Raw genomic sequence first — 21,721 nt, 5'->3', positions numbered from 1 at the left:
CCGTGCAAACTTTGCCTTGGAGAGAAGGGCGGGGACTTACCGCTGTTCTCTTCCGGAAGGGCACCGCGAGCCTGTCCGTTCACATCTGGCGATCAATTGCTCGCTTGATTTATCTGATATTCAAGCACATTTGGCCTTATCGCAAAAATGTGATCCTCAAAAATCTGGCGATCTGTTTTCCTGAACTTTCAAATGCAGAGACAGCTGGGTTGGCCGATCGGTATTACAGGCATCTGGCGGATCTTATTATTGAGCCTTTCCTGGTGCGTAAACTGTCGCCGCAGGACCTTGCAAAGTTTGTTAGCTATGGCAATCAGTCTGTTTTGCATCAGTTGATAAAGGAAAAAAAGGACATTGTGCTCATGGTTTCACATTATGGCAATTGGGAATATTTGTTTTCCCTGCCGCTGCTAACCGATTGCAATGTGCTTGCCGCTTACTCGCCAGTCTCAAACAGAATGTTGAACGAAAAACTGAAAGGGCTGAGAAGCCGCTTTGGCGTGAAGCTGGTCCCGAAGACTCATTGGTATCGCTCGGTAATCAATTGGCAGGATACGAAGCCCGCCATTTTTATCAACATTGCGGACCAGAGACCCGCCGATGCGGGCAAACATGTCATTCAGTTCTTTCGCCATAATACGTATATACAGACAGGTGCAGCACGGATGGCGATCCGACGGAATAGTGCCGTGGTGTATCTGGATGTCCAACAACGTGGCGTGAACAAATATAATTTTCGATTTAACCTGCTAGTGAAGGACGCAGCAAGAATGACCGAAACAGAAATTATGAAACTGTATTATGCAGAGTTGGAAAAGAGTATCAAGCGCCAGCCGGAGTTATGGCTTTGGTCTCACAACAGATGGAAATTTGGTTTTCCTGGCGCTTTACCTCAAAAGCATATAAATGTTGATTCAGCAAAAAGTGTGAGGCAGTCGTAAAATCAAAGGGCGACGCCAATCTTGGTGTCGCCCTTTTTGCGTCCTATCACACTGAGTTACCTAGAAAAGCCCTTTCGCTTTATCCAATGCTGCGTCCAGGCCGCTTGCGTCCGAACCGCCAGCGGTTGCAAAGAATGGCTGACCGCCACCGCCGCCACGAATTTCCTTCGCAAGATCTTTCACGATCTTACCAGCATTCAAACCCGTTTCATGCACGATATTTTCAGCAATAAACACCGAAAGCTGCGGCTTACCAGCGATTTCTGTTCCAAAAATAGCGATCAGGTTTTCGATCTGGTCGCGCAATTCATAAGATAATTGTTTTAATGAATCAGCATTTGGTACATCCACTTTCTCTACGATCAGGTTAAATGTGCTGTGCTTTTTCATATTGTCGATCAATGTCGTTTTCAGCGACTGGATCTTTTCGTTTTCAAGCGAAACAATCCTTTTTTGCAAAGCATTGCGTTCGTCCAATAAGCTCTCCACGGCCTTGATCAGATCCGTTGGGTTTTTGAGCAAATCTTTGATCCTGGTCAGGGTTGCTTCCTGTTCACGCATGATATCAAGTGCTTTCGCACCCGTAACCGCTTCTACACGGCGCACGCCTGCGGATACAGATCCTTCGGAAATAAATTTAAAAACACCGATCTGGCCCGTTGATGGAATGTGCGTTCCACCGCAAAGCTCGAAAGAGTAAGTCGGGTCGAAAATAATCAGACGAACAAAATCGCCATATTTTTCACCGAATGTCGCCGTTGCACCCTGATCCAATGCCTGCTTGATCGGTACGTTCCTTCTTTCGTCCAATGCAATGTCCTCACGGATTTTTTCATTGACACGGTCTTCAATTTTTTGCAGTTCCTCGTCGGTCACTTTCGCAAAGTGGGAAAAGTCGAAACGCAGCACTTCGTCGTTGAGGTAAGAGCCCTTCTGGCCGATGTGCGTGCCCAGCACTTCCCGCATTGCCGACAGCATCAAGTGCGTTGCCGAGTGATTTGCCATGATCTTCTCACGGCGGTCGCTATCGATTTTGGCGACGATAATTCCTGCATTTTGTAATGCATCATCCAGATTTTTATCCAAAGAAATATGTACAAAAAGGTCGTTTTCTTTCTTGGTATCCATGATCCGGATCGTTCTCTTACCATCCGGCAGACCGTTATCCAGGAGCAGGACGCCTGTGTCACCAACTTGTCCACCCATTTCAGCGTAGAACGGTGTGCGGTCCAGGACAATGTGATATTCTTCGCCCGTTTTCGTCTTAACCTTGCGATATTTGATAATCTGGCTGTGCGTTTCTTCAAAATCATATCCTAAAAACTCAACGCCGTCCGCCTCACGCAGCTCGATCCAGTCTGTCGCCTCTTTCGCCGCATCCTGTCTCGATCGGTTTTTCTGTTCTCTCAATGCATCCTGGAAACCTGTTTCATCAATTTGAAACCCTTTTTCCCTTGCGATAAGCGCGGTAAGGTCAACCGGAAAGCCAAATGTGTCGCTCAGTTCAAAAACCTCGTTACCGGCTATGGTATTAATGCCCTTCTCTTTCAAAGAATGCACAATCACATCCAGTCGTTTCAAGCCCGATTCAAGCGTTCTTAAAAAGCTTTTTTCTTCTTCCAGGATCACCCGCGTCACAAATTCTTCCTGTGATTTCAGATCCGTGAAAACATCTTTAAACTGCTCAGCCAGAACAGGGACCAGCTTGTAGAAAAACGGCTCTTGAAAACCAAGATAGGAATAACCATAACGAACTGCGCGGCGCAAAATCCGGCGGATAACGTAACCAGCTTTGTTGTTGGAAGGCAGCTGACCATCCGTGATTGCAAATGCAACTGCCCGGATATGGTCTGCAATAACGCGCATTGCAATGTCCGCAAATGGCTCATCATTAACGCCGTATCGCTTGCCGGACAATGTTTCCAAAACCTGAATTGTATTTTGAAAAACGTCTGTATCATAATTGGAAGTCTTAGCCTGAACCGCCATACACAAGCGTTCGAAGCCCATTCCTGTATCCACATGCGTGGCAGGAAGCGGCACGAGCGAGCTGTCGGCTTTGCGTTCAAACTGCATGAAAACGAGGTTCCAGATCTCTACAACCTGTGGATGATCATTATTAACCAGCGATTTCCCGGAAATTTCCGCCACTTCCGAGGCAGGGCGCAAATCGATATGGATTTCTGAGCAAGGACCACACGGACCTGTATCGCCCATTTCCCAGAAATTGTCTTTTTTATTACCTAAAATAATGCGGTCTTCACCCACGATCGGCTTCCAGAGATCCCAGGCCTCCTGATCAAACGGAACGCCATCTTTGGAATCACCCTCAAAAACCGACACATAAAGCCGGTCTTTCGGAAGTTTGTAAATCTCCGTCAAAAGCTCCCACGCCCATGTAATTGCCTCTTTTTTAAAATAATCGCCAAAAGACCAGTTCCCCAGCATTTCAAACATGGTATGATGATAAGTATCAAAACCAACGTCCTCTAAATCATTGTGTTTTCCTGAAACCCGGAGGCATTTCTGAGTATCCGCAATACGGCGGGAGGGAGGCGTGCCATTGCCCAGAAAGAAGTCTTTAAACTGCGCCATCCCCGAGTTGTTAAACATGAGGGTAGGGTCGTTTTTAGCCACCAAAGGTGCCGAAGGCACAATTAAATGTTGTTTACTCCTAAAAAAATCAAGAAAAGCCTGACGTATTTGATGCGAGGTCATTGTATATATTTTGGTCCTTATAGTCTACGAAACAGGGGGCAAATGTAAGGAAAAAATGCGTTTAGTTGCCGGTAAGCCAGGCTCATCCCTCAAATTAGAATTTGGGGTTACAGTGATCAGCATTTAGTCTTTTAGGAAAGCCATTTTGAGTATAAACCCGCCGGGATTTTCTTTTTTATAAAATTCACTGATCCTGCGGTGCTGTTGTTTGCAGGGATTTTTGCAAATGGATTTTTGATTTTTATACCAAAGGGAATGTGCCTTTTGAATTTATAATGTGCTTGAAATGAAACCGTTTTCGGAGTTATCGGCGGAAGAGTTAGCGATGGAAAACCTATTCATTAGATGGGTCCGGTTTCCCGATGATCCACCTATCCGCTCTTTTTGGGAAGGCTGGATGACGAAGTATCCGTCCATGAAAGACACCGTTGCCAGAGCCAGGGAACTCGTTTTGGTGGCGTCCGACTGGAAGCCTGATTCGCTTTCGAGCCAGGAGGTAAATTCAATCTGGGGGAGGATCCGGAATTCTCTGGATATCATTACCGAGCGTGATCCCGCCCAAACAAGCGCCGGTGCCCTTAAAAAACCGGTGGCTTCAAGTAACATTATCCTTGGTGTAATTTCCATGGCACTACTTATTCTGCTTGCCTTCTTTTTCTTCTCCATAATAAATTAGTACCCGTTCTATCTGGCGTATTTATATTAAATAATATTGGTATAGTACCAGAATCAGTAGTCCACAAACCGCTGCATCTCACTCCACTTAGTGAGCTGATTGGTAATATTTTACAATAAAATATTTGATACTGAATATTCTGGCAACGTTCCCGATAACGTTTGCATAAATAAAAATCTGCTTTTACTTCCGCGTTAAGGCACTTATCGCTATTCTCGATTCCGCCTTTGAAATTGTACTTTATGTACAAAAAATGTTGTTATCGGAATTGTTCTAAAACAGCTTGCAAATCGCGGTAACCTTTTCTCAACACTTCCATCACCAGCTTCCATTTTACCTTTTGTCACCGAATAAGTGTAACCGTTGATATACATTAAAACTTTTTTAATAATAAATATAATTTTTTATCGGGGTAAGCTTAGAAAACCTCGTCAAGCAGTAAGCAGTCAGAACTTTATCAATCACCAATCCATGCGTATGAAAAGAAAATTTACCAGTACTGGTCAAAGCGCCCTGCGTCTGACCATGGCAGCGATGATGGTGTCGGGCATCACAGCCGAGGCATTTTCACTGAACCGGCCTAACTTAACCCATGTTTTTTCCATTGACAAAAGTGTTTCAGGAAAAATCACCTCATCAGAAGACAATACGCCAATCCCCGGGGTGTCGGTTGTATTGAAAGGCAGCAGAAGCGGAACAAACACAGATGCAGACGGAAATTTTAAAATTGACGTGCCCGATAATGGTGCCGTGCTCGTGTTTTCATCGGTTGGCTTTATTACTCAGGAAGTTGCGGTAGGCGCCAAAAGTGTCGTTGACATCAAGTTGGAGTCCGATATGAAGGCGCTTTCGGAGGTTGTGGTTGTGGGTTATGGTAGCCAGAAAAAGAGCCAGACAACCGGAGCAATTTCATCTGTTTCAGCCAAGCAGATCAGCGAAATGCCTATTACCAACATTGGCCAGGCCATGCAGGGCCGTGTGGCCGGGGTGGACGTTTCCCAGTCGGGAAGTAAGCCTGGCTCTACGCCAAAGGTGCTTATCCGTGGCCGACGTTCATTCAATGCCGGTAACAACCCATTATATGTTGTGGATGGAATTCCTTTGGCAGGTGACCGGAACGAATTAATGTCTGTTCGCCCGTTTGATTTTGTGTCGGGAGGTTATGAAGATATGAACCCGAATGACGTGGCATCTATGGAAATCCTGAAAGATGCGACGGCAACGGCGATTTATGGTGCAAGAGGTGCCAACGGCGTTGTCCTGATTACAACGAAAAGAGGAGAGTCTACAAAAGGCAAAACCACGGTTAGTTACGACACGTATGTGGGTGTAACGGACGCGCTGGATAAAATCCGTCTTTTCTCCGGACCTGAATTTGCAGAATACATGCGCGAGTCGCGCCGTGGCATTGCATCCGGGAGCATTTACAAGGATGCGAATGGCAATCCGGTTCCTTCGGGCCAGGTGGATGCCTTTGCGGATTCGAAATTGTTTGAGGCCGTTGAATTGGACGGGATCGCGAAAAACCGTACGACAGATTATCAGGATATGATCCTGCGTCAGGGTTTCCAGCAAAACCATTCGGTAGGGGTGCAGGGCGGAAACGAAAAAACGCAATTCTACATTTCAGGCGGATTTTTCAGGGATAAAGGGATTTCGGAAGGACTGGATTACACAAGAACTTCTCTGCGCGCCAACATTGACCATAACATCAACAGCCGCGTGAAAGTAGGGATATCTTCTTACCTGATGTATTCTGTAAGAAATGGTAAAGATTTAAACCCTTACGGATTTACATTAAACCAAAACCCGCTTGGACGAGCCTATGATGATGCAGGGAAGCTCATCTTCGCACCAACGAACGATGCGCTTCTGACCAACCCGCTGGCTGAAATCGTTCCAGGCGCTCAGGTGGATGAGCGCAAAAAATACAGAATCTTCAACAGCCTCTATACAGAAGTGAAGATCATCGAAGGTTTGAAATACCGTATCAATTTCGGTCCCGACTTTGCAGTGGAACGCGGCGGACGCTTTATTGGTGCGCAAACCAATGCAAGAAAAGGCGGTGACCCGCAAGCTTCTATCTATAACCAGTTTGGTTTTAACTGGACATTGGAAAACATTGTCACCTATAATAAAACGTTCGCAGCGAAGCACAATCTGGGCATTACAGCGCTTCACTCGGTGCAGCGCGAGAATTTTGAGGCTAACACAATCTCAGTTCAGGGTGTGCCAGCCGAAACACAGCAATTTTACAGTGTGGGTAACGCCAATGCAGTATTGGGCGTTGGCAGCGTGCTGATTCCATGGACGTTGAACTCTTACATGGCGCGTATTAACTATGACTATGCCGATAAATATCTGGTAACTGTAACCGCTCGTCGTGATGGTTCCAGCCGTTTTGGAGAGAATACAAAATACGGAACATTTCCGGGTGTTGCTTTGGGATGGAATATTTCAAATGAGCCTTTCATGAAAAGTGTCTCGTGGCTTGATCTCCTGAAACTTCGGGTAAGCTATGGCTCTGTGGGTAACCAGGGTGTGGCACCCTACCAGACGCAAGGTTTGCTGGGCCGGACCATTTATGCCTGGGATAACACGCCTGCTTACGGATATCGCCCCAATACGATCGGTAACCCGGATTTGAGATGGGAATCTTCTGCAACCAAAAACGTGGGTATCGATTTCAGCTTTATCAAAGGACGCGTTCAGGGATCTCTTGAACTTTATGAAACCAATACAACCGACTTGCTGCTTTCCGATCAGCTGCCTGCTTCCATCGGATTCAATGCTGTGACACGTAACGTAGGTGAAACGCGCAACCGCGGAATCGAGCTGGGTGTTTCTACCATTAACGTGAATGCTAAAAACGGTTTTAAATGGACTACGGATTTCCAGTTCACCAAAAACACCGAAGAGATCATTTCGCTTTATAATGGTGCGGTGGATGATTTGGGTAACAAATGGTTTATCGGCTATCCATTGTCTGAGTTTTTTGATTACAAAAAAGCGGGGATCTGGCAGACAAACGAAGCGGATGCAGCCAAATCTTACGGAAGCCGTGTAGGGCAAATTAAAGTTGCCGACGTGAATGGCCGCAGCGCGGACGGACAGTTGACCGGACAGCCAGATGGTAAGATCAATGCAGATGACCGTCAAAAGTTGGGTTCAGATGTGCCGGATTGGAGTGGTGGTATTACCAACCGTTTCAATTTCAAAGGGTTTGACCTTTCTTTCTTCATCTACGCAAGACAAGGCCAGATGATCATCAGCGGGTTCCACCGCGATAACAATGCATTGGCTGGCCGTTATCAGCAAATGTATGTGGATTACTGGACGCCAAACAATCCAACCAACGAATTCCCTCAGCCAAACAAAGACCAGGAGTTCCCGGTTAATAATCAGGCGATTATCTATTACGATGGTTCGTTTGTGAAGATCCGTAACATCAACTTCGGTTACACTTTCACTAATAATCTGACCAAGAAACTGGGTCTGGAATCGCTTCGCTTGTTTGCAAGTATCCAGCAGCCAAAGATCTGGTCGAAATATCGCTCCAAATACAATGGTGTGGATCCTGAAACCTCAGAGACAACCATCGGATCAGGTGTAACGCCGGCTACGCGCGTATCCACGATCGGACTTAATGTGAAGTTCTGAGCATGCTGAAAGGTTTGGTAAAACATTTAATATTGACGAAAATGACATTTAGATACATCAAAAAATCATACAAATACATTGGCTTAATGGCTTTGATGCTCATGGGCCAGTCGTGCAGCGACTTGCTGGAAGAAGAGGTCATTTCCAACATCGGCAATGACTACATTAATACACCGAAAGGTTTTGAAGACGCTGCCAAATCGGCCTATTCTTCGCTGCGAAATTACTACGGAACGCAGCAAGGCATTACCATGACTGAATTCGGCACAGACCTTTATGCGACGGGTGCGGACGGTGGTTACAAGGGTTTTCACTTTTATGATGCCCAGCTGCAGCCCACTGTGGATTACCTGGCCACCATTTGGGATGAAACTTATCGCGGGATCAACGTTTGTAATGCCGTGATCGAACGGGCGCCAGCTGCGACTGTTTCCGATGCGATCAAAAAAGCGCGTGTTGCTGAAATGAAATTTCTGCGGGCGCATTATTATTTCCTTTTGATGCAGCAATATGGCCCGGTCGATCTGCGGTTGACTGAAACCATTTTGCCCACCAAGAAAACTACCCGCGCGCCTGAATCGGAAATTTACAAGCAAATCATTGCTGACCTGGAATCCGCTTTGCCGGACCTGGAAGCAAAATCGAAAGCCACTGATTACGGTCGTGCCACAAAGCCAGCGGCGGAGCATTTGCTTGCCAGGGTATTTTTGGCAAAAGGCAATTCAACTTCCAAAGCAGCGGACGATTATGCCAAAGCAGCAACGTATGCCTCCAATGTGATCAATAACTATACATTCAAGCTGTTACCGGATTTCGCAAGCGTTTTTGATCAGGCCAATCAAAACCATGACGAGGTTGTGTTTGCAGTTCAGTATACCACAGATCCATTGACGAACAGCACAGGAAACAGCTTGCACCTTTACTTCGGAATGCAATATGACGTGCAGGCCGGCATGGTGCGGGATATTTTGAATGGTCGTCCTTTCAAGCGCATGCGTCCGACGAAATACTGTCTGGAAACCGTTTTTGCAGACCGTGTGAATGATTCACGTTACAAGAAGACCTTTAAGGATACATGGCTTTCCAACAACCCGGGCAAGTTTACAAACGTATTTGACAACTCGAAAACGGAAGTAACATTCAAAGCTGGGGATACGGCGATTTTCATTCCTGGCTATGAAATGCCTTTGGCAGAGCGTGCGAAAAAGCCTTATCAGGTGCTGGTGCCAAGTCGTTACGATGAAGCATTATTCCCTGTGAACCGTAAATTCCTTGATCCCCTTCGCCCAGACCGTACTTACGAGCCGGGAAGCCGCGATTTCATGTGTTTCCGGTTGGCAGATACTTATTTGTTGCTAGCCGAAGCGCAATTGCTGACAGGCAAGGTGAAAGAAGCCACGGACGCTATCAATATGGTGCGTCGCCGTGCAGCCTTTGCTGGCAAAGCAGCCGCCATGGAGATCAAGCAGGCAGATATGAACATGGAAATGCTCATGGAAGAGCGTGGACGTGAATTACTTGGAGAGCAGATCCGCTGGATGGACTTGAAACGCTGGGGTAACCTGGTTGAAAGGGTTCAGAAATACAATCCGCAGGCAGCTCCTAACGTTAAAGCGATCCATTTGCTGCGTCCTATCCCGCAAACGCAGATCGACAGAACGGAAGGCGGTGCAACAGCATTCCCGCAAAACCCGGGCTACTGATATTGAGTTGAATTTTTGAAAATGCACATTCCCGTCATGTCAGAGGATTTAAAGGTCCTTTGGATGATGGGAATGTTTGTTAAAAAGTAAGGGTAACGTATGCAAAATATCGTTACATTGATAATGTACGGAAGTCCATTTTAGTCCGTTACTTAGGTCATTTATCAAACAGAGTTCCTTTTAAAATGAAAAAACAAAGATTACCGCTGACCATTTTACTTCTTTTGGTCACCCTGACATTCGCGAATGCGCAAAAATCGAAAGACGGATGGGAGAATCTTTTCAACGGAAAAGACCTTACCGGCTGGAAACAATTGAATGGAAAAGCTAAATATGAAGTCAAAGACGGAGCCATTGTTGGAACGTCTGTCAGCGATACGCCCAATTCCTTCCTTACAACTGAGAAGGATTACGGTGATTTCATTTTCGAATGTGATGTTAAAGTGGATAACAAGCTCAACTCCGGCATTCAGATAAGGAGCCTATCCAAACCAGAATATCAAAACGGCCGCGTGCATGGTTACCAGGTTGAAATCGACCCGAGCGACCGCGCTTACTCAGCCGGACTTTATGACGAAGCACGCCGCGGCTGGCTTTATCCGCTGGATTTGAACCCGGAGGCAAAAAAAGCATTTAAAAAAGACGCCTGGAACAAATACCGCATTGAGGCAATCGGAACTTCAATACGCACATTCCTGAACGGCGTTCCCGTTGCACACGTGATTGACGATATGACGCCTAGCGGATTTATCTGCCTGCAGGTGCACGCTATTGGCAGCAAAGACCTGGAAGGAACGCAGGTAAGCTGGAAAAATGTGCGGATCAAAACTTCAAATCTTAAACCAAGCCCGGCAGCAAACATCCGCATTGTAAACCTGATCCCTAATTCCCTGAATGCTGCGGAAAAAGCGCAGGGTTATTCATTGCTTTATGACGGAAAAACGGTCGATCAATGGCGCTCATACGGCGGAACGGATTTCCCTTCCAAACGCTGGAATTATGCAGACGGAACGATTACAATCTCAAAATCAGACGGTTCTGAAACAGGAAATGACATTGTTACCAAAAAATTATACGGCCCGGCATTTGAGTTTGAATTTGATTTTAAACTTACCGAAGGCGCTAACAGTGGTGTAAAATATTTTGTAGACCAAAAATTCAATTCGGGTGGAAAGTCGGGCATTGGCTGTGAATATCAGGTGCTGGACGACGAAAAACACCCTGATGCGAAGCTCGGCAAAAACGGGAACCGTACTATCGCGTCGTTTTACGATGTAATCCCTGCCGACAGACCCAGAAATGCTGTGAAAAAGATTGGAGAATGGAACCAGGGAAGGATTGTGGTGCAGAAGGACGGAACGGTTCAGCACTTTTTGAATGGTTACAAAGTGGTGGAATACGTGCGCGGTTCGCAGCAGTTCAAGGATTTTGTGGCTGAATCCAAGTTTAAAGGTTTTGAAGGATTTGGCTTGTCCCAGCAAGGTAATCTGCTTTTGCAGGACCATGGCGACAATGTTTCCTTCCGCAGTTTGAAAATTAAGGAGACCAAATAAAGCGCTCCGGTTTAAAAAAGAATATTTTTCAAGAGTAGATAAAAGTCCTTAGGTTTTTTACAACTGATTGCCCGCCAAACTCGTGGCACATTAACTGAAAATTAACTTTTTAAGATCAATATCATGACAAGCAGGAGGGATTTTATAAAAAATGCAGCGCTGGCTTCGGCGGGTGTTGCGGTTGGTTCAAATGCTTTTAGCGCAGCAAGTTACCGGAAAATTTTGGGCGCGAATGATCGCGTACGTGTGGGGATTATCGGTTTTTCCGATCGTTTCCGCAGCTCGCTGGCCCCAAGCTTTTCTGATCATGCGAAAGAACTGAACTTTGAATTTATGGGCGTATCCGACCTTTGGAACCGCCGCCGTGATGAAGCTGAGGCGTTTATGAAAGGAAAGCCTTACGCATCTGCGGAATTTGCAAAAGCAAGAAACAACGAAGAACTGCTGGGTCGTAAGGATGTGGATGCGGTCATCATCAGCACAGCGGATTTCCAGCATGCATTGCATTGTGCGGAAGCCGTGAAATCGGGCCGTGATGTGTATGTGGAGAAACCATTTGCCGAAACATTGGAAGATGCGAAAATCGCTTTGAAGGCTGTTGAAGCGTCCAAGCAAATTGTGCAGGTGGGTTCACAGCGTCGCAGTGCACCTAACTATTGGGCTGCTTATGAATACATTAAATCGGGCAAATTCGGGGATATTACCACGGTTGAAATGACCTGGAATGTAAACCAGCCTGGTCGTTGGAGACGTAAGGAGCTAGTTTCCCAAATCAGAAAAGAGGATACAGACTGGGACCGCTTCCTGATGAACCGTCCGAAAGTGGCATGGAACCCACGCTTTTATCTTGAATTCCGCTTGTTTTATCCATATTCTTCTGGGATTCCAGGACAATGGATGGCACACCAGATTGATACAGTGCACTGGTTCTCAGGACTTGATGCACCACGGAATGTTGTAGCCAATGGTGGTGTTTATACCTGGAAAGATGGCCGCACGAATGTGGATACATTCAGCGCCGCGTTTGAATACGGACCATTTGATAACAAGGAAAAAGGCTTCCAGGTGATCTATTCATCCCGTTTCAACAATGAGGCAGGCGGCGTGAAGGAATATTACTACTCTAATGGAGGAATGATCAACCTCGACACCAACAAGATCACTCCCGAAGGCGGTTTGAAAGCAAAAGATGCCAAAGGAATGGGCATGGAAGCCAACTTGCTGACGGAAATGTCGTTGAAAGCAGGCGATAAAATTGCAACAGACGCCAACACCGGCGGAGATCCGATGACTTCACTTCACATGCGCAACTGGATGGAATGTATCCGCAGCCGTAAAGAAAGCAATGCGCCTGCGCGTGTTGGGTTCAATCACTCGGTAGCAAACATTATGGCCACCCAGGCGCTTCATACAGGCAAGCGCGTGAGCTGGGATCCTAAGAAGAAAGACATTGTTTTAAGCTAAACGACATTGAACGTGAACGTTATAACGAAGGGCATTGCAGTAACCGCGTTTTCTGTTTTTGCAGCAGGTGGGTTGGTGCAAGCTCAAAAAGTGGATCTGGTTAATAATGAGAAGGAAAAGAAGGTTGAAGTCAAAATCGACGGCAAAGCTTTTACATCTTATTTCTATCCGGGTGAAGATAAATTGAAAAAAGCGGTGCTTTATCCCGTTCAAACGGCAAAAGGCACACTCATTACCAGAGGCTGGCCACTCGATCCGAGACCGGGCGAGCGCGTCGATCACCCGCACCATGTCGGGATCTGGCTCAATTATGAGGATGTCAATGGCAATGATTACTGGAACAACTCCGACGCCGTTGACCACGCAAAACGTGCCTACGGGACCATTGTTCACACCGGCATCAAATCCATGAAAGGTGGAAAAGACAAAGGTGAGCTGACGGTAACCGCAGATTGGAAGGATAAAAATGGTGTCCTCACATTAAAGGAAACAACAACCTATCATTTCAGCGGCAAAGGCGATCAGCGCATCATAGACCGCTCCACAACCTTAACCGCCGTGCTGGACGAAGTGGCCATGCCCGACATTAAGGACGGAATGTTTGCGATCCGTGTAGCGAGGGAGCTGGAATTGCCTTCCAACAAACCTGAGATCTTCACCGACGCCAGCGGCATTGCCACCAAGGTTCCGGTCATGAACAACGAAGGAATCAGTGGAAATTACCGCAACAGCAATGGGGTGGAAGGAGAGGATGTTTGGGGCAAGCGCGCCATCTGGTGCAACCTTACAGGAAAGATCAAAGACGAAAACATCAGCGTCGCCATGATCGATCACCCGAAAAACGTAGGTTATCCAGCTTACTGGCATGCCCGCGGCTACGGTCTTTTTGCCGTAAATCCATTGGGAATGAAAGCCCTGAGCAACGGAAAAGAAACACTGAATTTCAAACTAAAAAAAGGCGAATCCACCACATTCCGTTATCGCCTGGTAATCGCCTCAGAGCATTTAAAAGACGAAGCGATCAACGCCATGGCAGCAGACTACGCGAAGACGAAGTAGTAAAGTCCATTAATTTATTCTTGCCAAAAGCGCCGCAGTATTCTGTGGCGCTTTTTTGGTATTATTGTGGCTCATTACACACTATGATTTTTTATGAAGGTTGAGAATTATCAAGTCGAGAGGCTAAGTGCGCGTATCTATCAGTTCCATAGCGATGGTGTTCGTGGGAACATTGAAATGATCATTATCTTTACGCCGCTACGCGACAATGCTTACAATCTAGGATTTGGTGTTTGGAATGAGTTACTCGAGAAGGTCGATGATTCCATTGAAACGCGTAATGGTGACACGGACAAGATTCTTGGAACTGTAGCTCATACAACTCTGAATTTTCTTAGTGAAATTCCCGAAGCTAATATTTACGCGACTGGCAGCTGCCCAATGCGAACCCGGAAATACCAAATGGGTATCAACAAACATTTAAGGGATTTAAAAGAAATTTACAAAGTGCAGGGTTTGGTATTGGACATACATTGTCCCGATGCGCGTATCGGAGCTATTCCCGACTGGCAGGGTGAATGGCAAAATTTAGAACCAGGAGTGAATTACGACGCCTTTTTGCTATCCCTCAAATGATTTTATATTTTTACTTAAACAAAACTAATCACTATGGACACAACACTTGAAAAAACAAAAGACGCCGAGGCAGAAAAGGCACTTGCAAGAAAAATCGAAATAATTACTGCCCACTTCGAGAAAAAATCAGAAAAGATGCGGGCGCTTTTGGAAGCTTACCCTGTCCCTGAAAAATTTTTAAAGAAGTAGTAATCCGATAATCACCTAGTTACTTCCGTATCCCAGCAGAGTGCCAGCTAAATACATGGTATGTCGTTGGCGTTTTGCCTACGTTTTTGATGGAGTGCATTTGGTTGGAGGCTTGGAAGATGACGGAGCCGGGGCCTACTTGCTTCATTTTGCCGTTGACCAGCGCTTCAACGGTCCCTTCTTTGATAATGATAATTTCTTCTTCGGGGTGTTTGTGCGGCGGGTGCGAGCTGTCGCCTGGGTTTAATGTTGTGATATGACATTCCAGTTCGCCCAATGTCGCTGTTTGTGAGCGAAAGACGGTCCTTACTGCTCCGGTTTTGGTCGTTTTTGCCTCCATATCATTCCAGTCAAAAATGGACGAGTCGAGGATGGCCTTGGGAGAGGCAGCGAATATGCAGGTTACAGTGAGGCAGGCTGTGAAAGCAGCAATGCCTAAATCCCTTTTTGTGATGTACATGATGTTGGCAGGTCTGATGTGTTTTTACATAAAGACCTGCTTTTTTAAATCTTACCATGAACGCCTGGTTTGAAAAGATTGGAAAGAAGTTGTATTCTTGGTGTTGATTAACATTGGAATTGCTAATTTTTAAATCCTTCCCGATCAGAACTGGGATACTCGCTTAATAATATGGAAGACAAATCAAGACGGAAGTTTTTGCAAAATGCCGGACTGGCCACAATTGCTTCAATTTCCCCACTGGCAGCCGAGCCGGAAAAAGTTAAGGAGCTATTTATTCACCACGTGTATTTTTACCTGAAAGATCCTCATAATGCACAGGATGAGGCGAAATTGCTGGAAGGTTTAAACAAGCTGGCAAAAGTCCCGACGATCCAATATGTGCACATCGGGAAACCTGCGGAGACAAACCGGTCTGTTATTGTAAGAGATTACACATTTTCATGGATGTGTTTTTTCAAAAATATCATCGAAGAGGAAATCTATCAAACGCACCCAATCCACCTTGAATTCGTTAAGGATTATGCGCATTTGTGGGAAAAAGTGGTTGTTTACGATTCGGTAGGACCAAAAAAAGTAGGGTAGCACAATCAGTCAAAAATTAAGTCCATGCAGCCGTTCCCGCTCTTTAAATACCAGATTGCCCTCGTTTTCATTTGTTCAATTATTGGTTTGGCGCTGCCTGCTTCCGGTCAGAATGTGCCCGATCCGGTACGTTTAAATCAGGTCGGATTTTATCCTGATGCAGAGAAAATTGCCGTTGTACTTGGTGAGAAACAAACGGCTTTTCAACTGAAAGATGTTGCAACCGGGAAAACGGTTTTCAAAGGTAAACTGAGCGAGCCCCGGACCAATCAGCATTCGGGGAAAATGAGCCGGATCGCAAATTTTTCGAGCGTTCGTAAGCCGGGGAAATATGTTTTGGAAGTTCCGTCTCTGGGCAAATCTGCGCCATTTGAAATCAAGGATCATATTTATAAAGATGTTGCCGCTGCATCGCTTAAAGGCTTTTATTACCAGCGGGCCTCTGTGGAGTTGCCCGAAAAGTTTGCAGGTAAATGGGCACGCCCAGCCGGACACCCGGACGATAAGGTTTTGATCCACGCTTCTGCTGTTTCTGAGGGAAGGGCGGAGAATGCGGTAATTAGCTCAGGGAGAGGCTGGTATGATGCGGGAGATTATAATAAATACATCGTCAATTCCGGCATCACAATGGGCACGCTGCTGTCATTGTATGAAGATTATCCGTCTTTCTGCGAAAATTTCATCACTAACATTCCCGAAAGCAACAACGGTGTTCCCGACCTGCTGGACGAAGCACTGTACAATTTGCGTTGGATGCTAACAATGCAGGATCCTGCGGATGGTGGTGTTTACCACAAATTAACAAATCCAAGGTTCGACGGCATGGTCATGCCCGATGCTTGCAAAAATCCGCGTTATGTTGTTCAGAAAGGCACGGCTGCGACATTGGATTTTGTTGCTGTAATGGCCCAATCGGGGCGTATTTTCAAGAATTTTGAGAATAAATTTCCAGGGCTTTCCGATTCCTGTGTTACTGCTGCCGTGAAAGGCTGGGAGTGGGCCAAAAAGAATCCTGCGGTGCTGTATAATCAGGATGAAATGAATAAAAAGTTTGATCCGGACGTTGTGACAGGCGCATATGGCGACCGGAATGTGAATGATGAATGGATCTGGGCTGCTGCGGAAATGTACGCGCTCACTAAAAAATCCGATTACTTGAAAGACATTGCATTTCAAGCCGATCAGCCCATGCCATTGCCCACTTGGAGTCAGGTCAAAACCTTGGGTTATTACACAATGATCAGGTTTGCGGATGAACTCAAAACCGATCTCGCATTAACCAAAAGCCTGAAAACGAATATTACTTCTTTTGCAGATAATCTGCTTCAAGACCTGGAAAAGCAATCATATCACACGGTCATGGGCAAAACGGCCAAGGATTATGCCTGGGGCAGCAGTTCAGTGGCGGCCAACCAGGGAATAGCGTTGCTTTACGCTTTTAAACTCACAAAAAATCCGAAATACGCACTGGCCGCACAGGAAAACCTGGATTATTTGCTGGGCAGGAATGCAACGGGATACTCATTTCTGACGGGATTCGGATCAAAACGCGTTATGCATCCGCACCATCGGCTGTCTGTTGCCGATGGCGTCGTTGATCCTGTTCCGGGACTTTTATCAGGTGGTCCCAATCCGGCTCAGCAGGATAAATGCACGACCTATACCAGCAAATTTGCAGATGAGTCGTTCACGGATGACGATTGTTCCTATGCTTCCAATGAGATTGCGATCAACTGGAATGCACCCATGGTTTACCTCGCCGCCGCATTGGAAGCATTGTCGGAGATGAAATGACAGCTTATTGTTTAGTTGATTTGACGGGCACGGTCGGAGGCGTTTCGTTATAACCTTTCTTGCCCGTCATATTTTCTTCTTCCGACTCCCTGGCCGCTTCTTTCGAAAGTGTTTTCGAAGGTTTTGCGCTGTCGTCTTTTTGCTTCTCTTTGCCTTTTGGTCCACCATGCGTCGGTGAGCCGCCTTCTACGTTTTCTTTATTTGCTTGCGTTGCCATATTCGTCTGATTTTTCAGGTTAATGCTCAATTTTCATACCCGAAGCCTATACGTTTCCGATGATTATTAAATTCTACACATTGAAACGATTTCTTTCGGATGGAATAGATTCCCGGGAAACGGGACTTTGTCTAGAAAGAAAAATTGCAATCAACTAAAATCAGCATTATGGGATTTCTTGAATCATTTTCCGACATACGAACATTACTTAAAAACATTGATCTGGACGCGCTGGGAAAGCTTTCCAAGAAGGTGGACCTTAATAGAATGATGGGTGTCGTGTCTAAAATGAGTGAGGAAGATCTTGGGAAAATGTTGAAGTTCATGGAAGCGGGATCGGGTAAAAAGAAGGCGCCGCCGGTTGTTAATGGCGATTTCTACGAGCTTAGCGCCACATTAACAGGGGAGGATCGCGAAATTCAGCTGAAGGTGCGTGACTTTATGGAAACGGAAATCAGGCCGATCGCAAACGAGTATTGGAATAAAGCCCATTTCCCGATGCACATTATTCCGTTGATGGCTAAGCTGAACATCAGCGGGCTTACTTATAAAGGTTACGGCTGCGCAGGCAAATCCGCTCTGCTGGAAGGGTTTGTAGCGATGGAAATGGCACGTGTGGATTCATCGATTTCCACTTTTTTCGGCGTCCACAGCGGACTAGCGATGGGTTCGATTTACTTATGCGGCTCGGAGGAGCAGAAGCAACACTGGCTGCCGATTATGCAGCGGATGGAAATTATCGGGGCATTCGGATTAACCGAGCCGGAAGTAGGATCGGGAGTGGCAGGCGGACTTACTACAACCTGTGAACGCATTGGGGATGAATGGGTTATCAATGGTCAGAAGAAATGGATCGGTAATGCAACGTTTTCGGATATTACCATCATCTGGGCGAGAGATCTGGCTGATAATCAGGTAAAAGGGTTTATCGTAAAAAAAGAAAATCCAGGGTTTGTAGCGGAGAAAATGCAGGACAAAATGGCGCTGCGGACTGTCCAGAATGCTTTGATCACTTTGACGGATTGTAAGGTGCCGGAAACAGACCGCCTTCAAAATGCTAACTCGTTTAAAGATACGGCCAATGTGTTGCGCATGACCCGCGCTGGCGTGGCCTGGCAGGCAGTAGGTTGCGGACGCGGCGCTTATGAACTTGCATTGAAATATACATTGGAAAGAAAACAGTTTGGCCGCCCGATCGCCGGATTCCAGCTCGTACAGGATCTTTTAGTAACCATGCTCGGTGATCTTACTGCCATGCAAACATTGGTTTACAGACTATCTCAATTACAAGACGGCGGCGTGCTTACCGACGAGCATGCATCTCTTGCAAAGGTTTTCAGCACATTGCGTATGCGATCGATTGTGGATCACGCGCGGGAGCTGTTTGGCGGAAACGGGATTTTGCTGGAATATGACATTGCACGTTTCGTTGCGGATGCAGAGGCGATTTATTCCTACGAAGGAACCAAAGAGATCAATTCGCTCATCGTCGGGCGCGCCATTACAGGGGAAAGCGCTTTTGTTTAAAATTTTAAAAAGCCGCAGAAATAGCAGTCAGGCAAGCTGTTATACGGCAGAAACGGGTAACCTGTAATCATGATCAAAAAAAACATCCGGTCAAACGACCGGATGTTTTCCAAATTACCCTAAACCTTCAACTGCCATTTAATTACTTAATATCTGCCTCTGTTGTCACGGGCCCAGCCATCGCCGCGGCGATCGCTCATTCTGCGTGTGTCGGCCATTAATCTTTCCAGATCTTCACGGAGGATCCGGGTTTCTCTTGGTGACAACCTTCCGCGGTGGCTGTAATCTCTCTCGCGGGCCTCGATACGCTCGTAGCGGTTCATCAGCGCGTTAGCTTCCCGGGAAGACAATGTGCCGCGGTTGATTCCGGCCGCAATGCGTTGGCGCGCTTCGCGTTGGAGATAGTTGATCTCAGATCCGCCCCGCTCACGATACTCGTAGTGACGGCGGTCACCCCGTTCTGAGTGAGGCGTTGCACCATATTGAGCGAATGCGCTTGTGAATCCTAGTGTGACCAGTGCGACTGCAAAAAATATCTTTTTCATGACCAATAAATTTTTAAGTTCATGGGTTAGAGGGCCGCAAAAGACATAGGTTTAAATTGCGCTTGTTAATGATTGTTAAGGGAAAAAACAACCGTTTAAACGCTGTACAGGACGATTTGATTTTGAGATACTTAACTTGTTGAAATCGAATTTTGGATAGCTTCTTTTGCTTCTGCCAAAATATCTTCTGCTTTTTTTCCGGCAGGCTCGATGCCGGGAAGCACGGTCCAGGAGAGGCGGGAAAATGATTTGAGAGGGAAAATTCCTTTGGGGTTAAATGAGCCAGTGCCATTAATCGCGATAGGAACGATCAATGCATCCGGGGCGCGTTTCAGCAATGTGGCTACGCCGCCCGGGACAAAGGGTTTCATGATGCCACTGGCTGTGCGTGTTCCTTCCGGAAAGATTATTGCAGATGTTTTTTCATCGTGGATGAGTTTGCCCAGCCGCGCTATCTCCGTTACAGCTTGTTTGCCATCTTTCCTGTTGATGAGCGCCGCACCGCTTTTTCTCAGGTTATAAGAAATGCTTGGAACGCCTTTTGATAGTTCTATTTTAGATACGAAGCGCGGGTGATATTTTCTTAAAAACCAGATGATGGCCGGAATGTCGAATGTACTTTGGTGGTTGGCAACAAAAATAATAGGGCGGTTATCGGGCAGCTGCGTCAGGTTTTGCAGCGTAATGCGGGAGCCGGTGAGATACAAGCCGTAGGTAAGGAAGAAGTTGAGATAGTCGACAACGGCCTTGTGTACTTTTTTGCCAAAAACATGAAATGCAATAACCTGTAAAACGTGAAAGACGAGAAGGGTTAGGCCAAAATGAGTCAGGTAAATAGCACTAAGAACATAGTCGAGAATTTTTTTCATCCGTTTTTTTCTGCAAAAATAGTTTAAAACTGCTTCGATTATGCTAATTTATCAGCTGTGAAATGATAAAAGTCATTCAAAACTTACATTAAATTCACGTAATTTGTAAATTAACAAACAGAGCTAAAAATAGAAATATAATGGATACCGCACTTTCAGCTGAAAGACTCGAAGTCATGCAACATGTAGGAAAGGACCTGAATGTGCTTATGACGGAATATTTAAAACCAATTGAGGAGAACTGGCAACCGCAGGATTTTTTGCCGGATTCCAGCGATGAAAATTTTTTCAGCGAAGTCAAGTTATTGCAGGAAAGCTGCCGCGAATTACCTTACGACTACATTGCTGTGCTGATCGGAGACACCATTACCGAAGAAGCGCTGCCTACTTATGAATCCTGGTTAATGGATGTAATTGGCGTGGATCAGGTTAATAATCCGTCCGGATGGTCCCAGTGGGTGCGTGCCTGGACAGCGGAGGAAAATCGTCACGGTGATCTTCTGAATAAATATCTTTATTTGTCTGGTCGTGTAAACATGCGCGCCATGGAGGTTTCAACACAGTTTCTGATCGCCGATGGTTTTGATATCGGGACAGACCGTGATCCTTACCGTAACTTTATTTACACCTCTTTCCAGGAACTGGCAACCAATGTTTCGCACAGAAGAACGGCGACATTGGCCAAGAAATTCGGAAACCCGCACTTGTCCAAAATCTGTGGTGTGATCGCTTCTGACGAAATGCGTCATGCAAAAGCATACAAGGACTTCGTAAGGCGTATTTTAGAGGTGGATCCTTCGGAACTACTTCTGGCCCTGGAAGATATGATGCGTAAAAAGATCGTAATGCCTGCACATTTCCTGCGTGAATCGGGTGTGAAAATGGGTGACACATTCTCTCATTTCTCCGATGCAGCACAAAGGCTCGGGGTATATACAACCAATGATTACATCGAAATTCTTGATAGTTTGTTGATAGAGTGGGAGATAGGCGCCGTTCGGAATATTAACGAAAAGGCTGAGAAAGCCAGAGATTACCTGATGGCGCTGCCCGACAGATTAAAGAGAATTGCAGACCGGACAAGAGTTCCGGAATTGCAATATGAATTCAGCTGGATTAAGTAGCCCGTCACACTGAGCGCGGGCTTCGGCTCCGCTCAGCCGGACAGTGTTTTAAATGAACTGT

At 46.1% G+C, this 21,721-nt stretch carries 18 protein-coding genes; 13 read left to right on the top strand and 5 right to left on the bottom strand.

The window, feature by feature from the left end:
• The first annotated feature begins 2 nt into the window (after nt 1-2).
• Nucleotides 3-941 carry a lysophospholipid acyltransferase family protein gene (locus tag NFI80_RS10750; protein WP_235163076.1) on the top strand — a complete coding sequence of 313 codons (939 nt, stop codon included), beginning with the start codon at nt 3-5 and terminating at the stop codon, nt 939-941.
• Between the two features lie 60 nt (nt 942-1,001).
• Here the strand turns inward: NFI80_RS10750 and alaS are convergent, their stop codons facing one another.
• The gene (alaS, locus tag NFI80_RS10745) at nt 1,002-3,659 is read right to left on the bottom strand and encodes an alanine--tRNA ligase (RefSeq protein WP_235163077.1); all 2,658 of its coding nucleotides are present in this window, start codon (nt 3,657-3,659) and stop codon (nt 1,002-1,004) included.
• A gap of 286 nt (nt 3,660-3,945) precedes the next feature.
• Here alaS and NFI80_RS10740 point away from each other — a divergent pair, with 286 nt between their 5' ends.
• The 8 genes from NFI80_RS10740 to NFI80_RS10705 all read left to right on the top strand — a co-directional run bounded on the left by NFI80_RS10740 (nt 3,946) and on the right by NFI80_RS10705 (nt 14,539).
• Nucleotides 3,946-4,335, top strand: a complete 390-nt coding sequence (locus NFI80_RS10740) for a hypothetical protein (protein WP_233796000.1) — start codon at nt 3,946-3,948, stop codon at nt 4,333-4,335.
• Nucleotides 4,336-4,812: 477 nt separating this feature from the next.
• Nucleotides 4,813-7,995, top strand: coding sequence for a SusC/RagA family TonB-linked outer membrane protein (locus NFI80_RS10735; RefSeq protein ID WP_374759639.1), 3,183 nt, complete (start codon nt 4,813-4,815; stop codon nt 7,993-7,995).
• A gap of 41 nt (nt 7,996-8,036) precedes the next feature.
• Complete coding sequence (locus NFI80_RS10730; protein WP_233796001.1) at nt 8,037-9,698, top strand: RagB/SusD family nutrient uptake outer membrane protein; 1,662 nt, start codon at nt 8,037-8,039, stop codon at nt 9,696-9,698.
• A 185-nt stretch (nt 9,699-9,883) separates the two neighbouring features.
• Nucleotides 9,884-11,251, top strand: coding sequence for a 3-keto-disaccharide hydrolase (locus NFI80_RS10725; RefSeq protein ID WP_235163078.1), 1,368 nt, complete (start codon nt 9,884-9,886; stop codon nt 11,249-11,251).
• 123 nt (nt 11,252-11,374) lie between these two features.
• Nucleotides 11,375-12,715 (top strand): Gfo/Idh/MocA family protein, encoded by a 1,341-nt coding sequence (locus NFI80_RS10720; RefSeq protein WP_026630409.1) that lies wholly within the window; start codon nt 11,375-11,377, stop codon nt 12,713-12,715.
• Between the two features lie 21 nt (nt 12,716-12,736).
• Nucleotides 12,737-13,774 carry a DUF6807 domain-containing protein gene (locus NFI80_RS10715; RefSeq protein WP_374759182.1) on the top strand — a complete coding sequence of 346 codons (1,038 nt, stop codon included), beginning with the start codon at nt 12,737-12,739 and terminating at the stop codon, nt 13,772-13,774.
• A 93-nt stretch (nt 13,775-13,867) separates the two neighbouring features.
• Nucleotides 13,868-14,350: a DUF6934 family protein gene (locus NFI80_RS10710; RefSeq protein ID WP_235161428.1), complete on the top strand. Its 483-nt coding sequence runs from the start codon at nt 13,868-13,870 to the stop codon at nt 14,348-14,350.
• Nucleotides 14,351-14,383: 33 nt separating this feature from the next.
• Complete coding sequence (locus NFI80_RS10705; RefSeq protein ID WP_233796005.1) at nt 14,384-14,539, top strand: hypothetical protein; 156 nt, start codon at nt 14,384-14,386, stop codon at nt 14,537-14,539.
• 19 nt (nt 14,540-14,558) lie between these two features.
• Here NFI80_RS10705 and NFI80_RS10700 read toward each other — a convergent pair whose 3' ends face one another.
• On the bottom strand, nt 14,559-14,999 hold the full coding sequence (locus tag NFI80_RS10700; RefSeq protein WP_235163079.1) for a cupin domain-containing protein: 441 nt from the start codon (nt 14,997-14,999) through the stop codon (nt 14,559-14,561).
• A gap of 171 nt (nt 15,000-15,170) precedes the next feature.
• Here NFI80_RS10700 and NFI80_RS10695 point away from each other — a divergent pair, with 171 nt between their 5' ends.
• Together NFI80_RS10695 and NFI80_RS10690 are read left to right on the top strand one after the other, a co-directional pair.
• Entirely contained in the window at nt 15,171-15,584 is a 414-nt protein-coding gene (locus NFI80_RS10695) for a Dabb family protein (RefSeq protein WP_235126062.1), read from the top strand.
• Nucleotides 15,585-15,608: 24 nt separating this feature from the next.
• Nucleotides 15,609-17,378 carry a glycoside hydrolase family 9 protein gene (locus NFI80_RS10690; RefSeq protein ID WP_235163080.1) on the top strand — a complete coding sequence of 590 codons (1,770 nt, stop codon included), beginning with the start codon at nt 15,609-15,611 and terminating at the stop codon, nt 17,376-17,378.
• A 4-nt stretch (nt 17,379-17,382) separates the two neighbouring features.
• On the opposite strand, the gene NFI80_RS10685 is transcribed toward NFI80_RS10690, so the two are convergent.
• The gene (locus NFI80_RS10685; protein WP_233796008.1) at nt 17,383-17,595 is read right to left on the bottom strand and encodes a hypothetical protein; all 213 of its coding nucleotides are present in this window, start codon (nt 17,593-17,595) and stop codon (nt 17,383-17,385) included.
• Between the two features lie 168 nt (nt 17,596-17,763).
• Between NFI80_RS10685 and NFI80_RS10680 the strand changes: the two genes are divergently transcribed.
• The gene (locus NFI80_RS10680) at nt 17,764-19,122 is read left to right on the top strand and encodes an acyl-CoA dehydrogenase family protein (RefSeq protein WP_235163081.1); all 1,359 of its coding nucleotides are present in this window, start codon (nt 17,764-17,766) and stop codon (nt 19,120-19,122) included.
• Between the two features lie 146 nt (nt 19,123-19,268).
• On the opposite strand, the gene NFI80_RS10675 is transcribed toward NFI80_RS10680, so the two are convergent.
• Both NFI80_RS10675 and NFI80_RS10670 read right to left on the bottom strand, forming a co-directional pair.
• Nucleotides 19,269-19,667, bottom strand: coding sequence for a hypothetical protein (locus NFI80_RS10675; RefSeq protein ID WP_235163082.1), 399 nt, complete (start codon nt 19,665-19,667; stop codon nt 19,269-19,271).
• Between the two features lie 131 nt (nt 19,668-19,798).
• Entirely contained in the window at nt 19,799-20,536 is a 738-nt protein-coding gene (locus tag NFI80_RS10670) for a lysophospholipid acyltransferase family protein (RefSeq protein ID WP_235163083.1), read from the bottom strand.
• 140 nt (nt 20,537-20,676) lie between these two features.
• On the opposite strand from NFI80_RS10670, the gene NFI80_RS10665 reads away from it, so the two are divergent.
• Nucleotides 20,677-21,660, top strand: coding sequence for an acyl-ACP desaturase (locus NFI80_RS10665; RefSeq protein ID WP_233796012.1), 984 nt, complete (start codon nt 20,677-20,679; stop codon nt 21,658-21,660).
• The last annotated feature ends 61 nt before the right edge of the window (nt 21,661-21,721 follow it).

It is taken from the genome of Dyadobacter chenhuakuii (assembly GCF_023821985.2).
In the GTDB taxonomy this organism is placed as follows: Bacteria; Bacteroidota; Bacteroidia; order Cytophagales; family Spirosomataceae; genus Dyadobacter; species Dyadobacter chenhuakuii.
Note: the sequence above shows the minus strand (reverse complement) of the source record. Positions and strands in the feature narration are given on the sequence as shown.

What these genes read in the sequence shown, in the direction of transcription:
- alaS (WP_235163077.1), bottom strand. Translation starts at nt 3,659, where the DNA reads ATGACCTCGCATCAAATACGTCAGGCTTTTCTTGATTTTTTTAGGAGT.
- NFI80_RS10740 (WP_233796000.1), top strand. Translation starts at nt 3,946, where the DNA reads ATGAAACCGTTTTCGGAGTTATCGGCGGAAGAGTTAGCGATGGAAAAC.
- NFI80_RS10735 (WP_374759639.1), top strand. Translation starts at nt 4,813, where the DNA reads ATGAAAAGAAAATTTACCAGTACTGGTCAAAGCGCCCTGCGTCTGACC.
- NFI80_RS10730 (WP_233796001.1), top strand. Translation starts at nt 8,037, where the DNA reads ATGACATTTAGATACATCAAAAAATCATACAAATACATTGGCTTAATG.
- NFI80_RS10725 (WP_235163078.1), top strand. Translation starts at nt 9,884, where the DNA reads ATGAAAAAACAAAGATTACCGCTGACCATTTTACTTCTTTTGGTCACC.
- NFI80_RS10720 (WP_026630409.1), top strand. Translation starts at nt 11,375, where the DNA reads ATGACAAGCAGGAGGGATTTTATAAAAAATGCAGCGCTGGCTTCGGCG.
- NFI80_RS10710 (WP_235161428.1), top strand. Translation starts at nt 13,868, where the DNA reads ATGAAGGTTGAGAATTATCAAGTCGAGAGGCTAAGTGCGCGTATCTAT.
- NFI80_RS10705 (WP_233796005.1), top strand. Translation starts at nt 14,384, where the DNA reads ATGGACACAACACTTGAAAAAACAAAAGACGCCGAGGCAGAAAAGGCA.
- NFI80_RS10700 (WP_235163079.1), bottom strand. Translation starts at nt 14,999, where the DNA reads ATGTACATCACAAAAAGGGATTTAGGCATTGCTGCTTTCACAGCCTGC.
- NFI80_RS10695 (WP_235126062.1), top strand. Translation starts at nt 15,171, where the DNA reads ATGGAAGACAAATCAAGACGGAAGTTTTTGCAAAATGCCGGACTGGCC.
- NFI80_RS10690 (WP_235163080.1), top strand. Translation starts at nt 15,609, where the DNA reads ATGCAGCCGTTCCCGCTCTTTAAATACCAGATTGCCCTCGTTTTCATT.
- NFI80_RS10685 (WP_233796008.1), bottom strand. Translation starts at nt 17,595, where the DNA reads ATGGCAACGCAAGCAAATAAAGAAAACGTAGAAGGCGGCTCACCGACG.
- NFI80_RS10680 (WP_235163081.1), top strand. Translation starts at nt 17,764, where the DNA reads ATGGGATTTCTTGAATCATTTTCCGACATACGAACATTACTTAAAAAC.
- NFI80_RS10675 (WP_235163082.1), bottom strand. Translation starts at nt 19,667, where the DNA reads ATGAAAAAGATATTTTTTGCAGTCGCACTGGTCACACTAGGATTCACA.
- NFI80_RS10670 (WP_235163083.1), bottom strand. Translation starts at nt 20,536, where the DNA reads ATGAAAAAAATTCTCGACTATGTTCTTAGTGCTATTTACCTGACTCAT.
- NFI80_RS10665 (WP_233796012.1), top strand. Translation starts at nt 20,677, where the DNA reads ATGGATACCGCACTTTCAGCTGAAAGACTCGAAGTCATGCAACATGTA.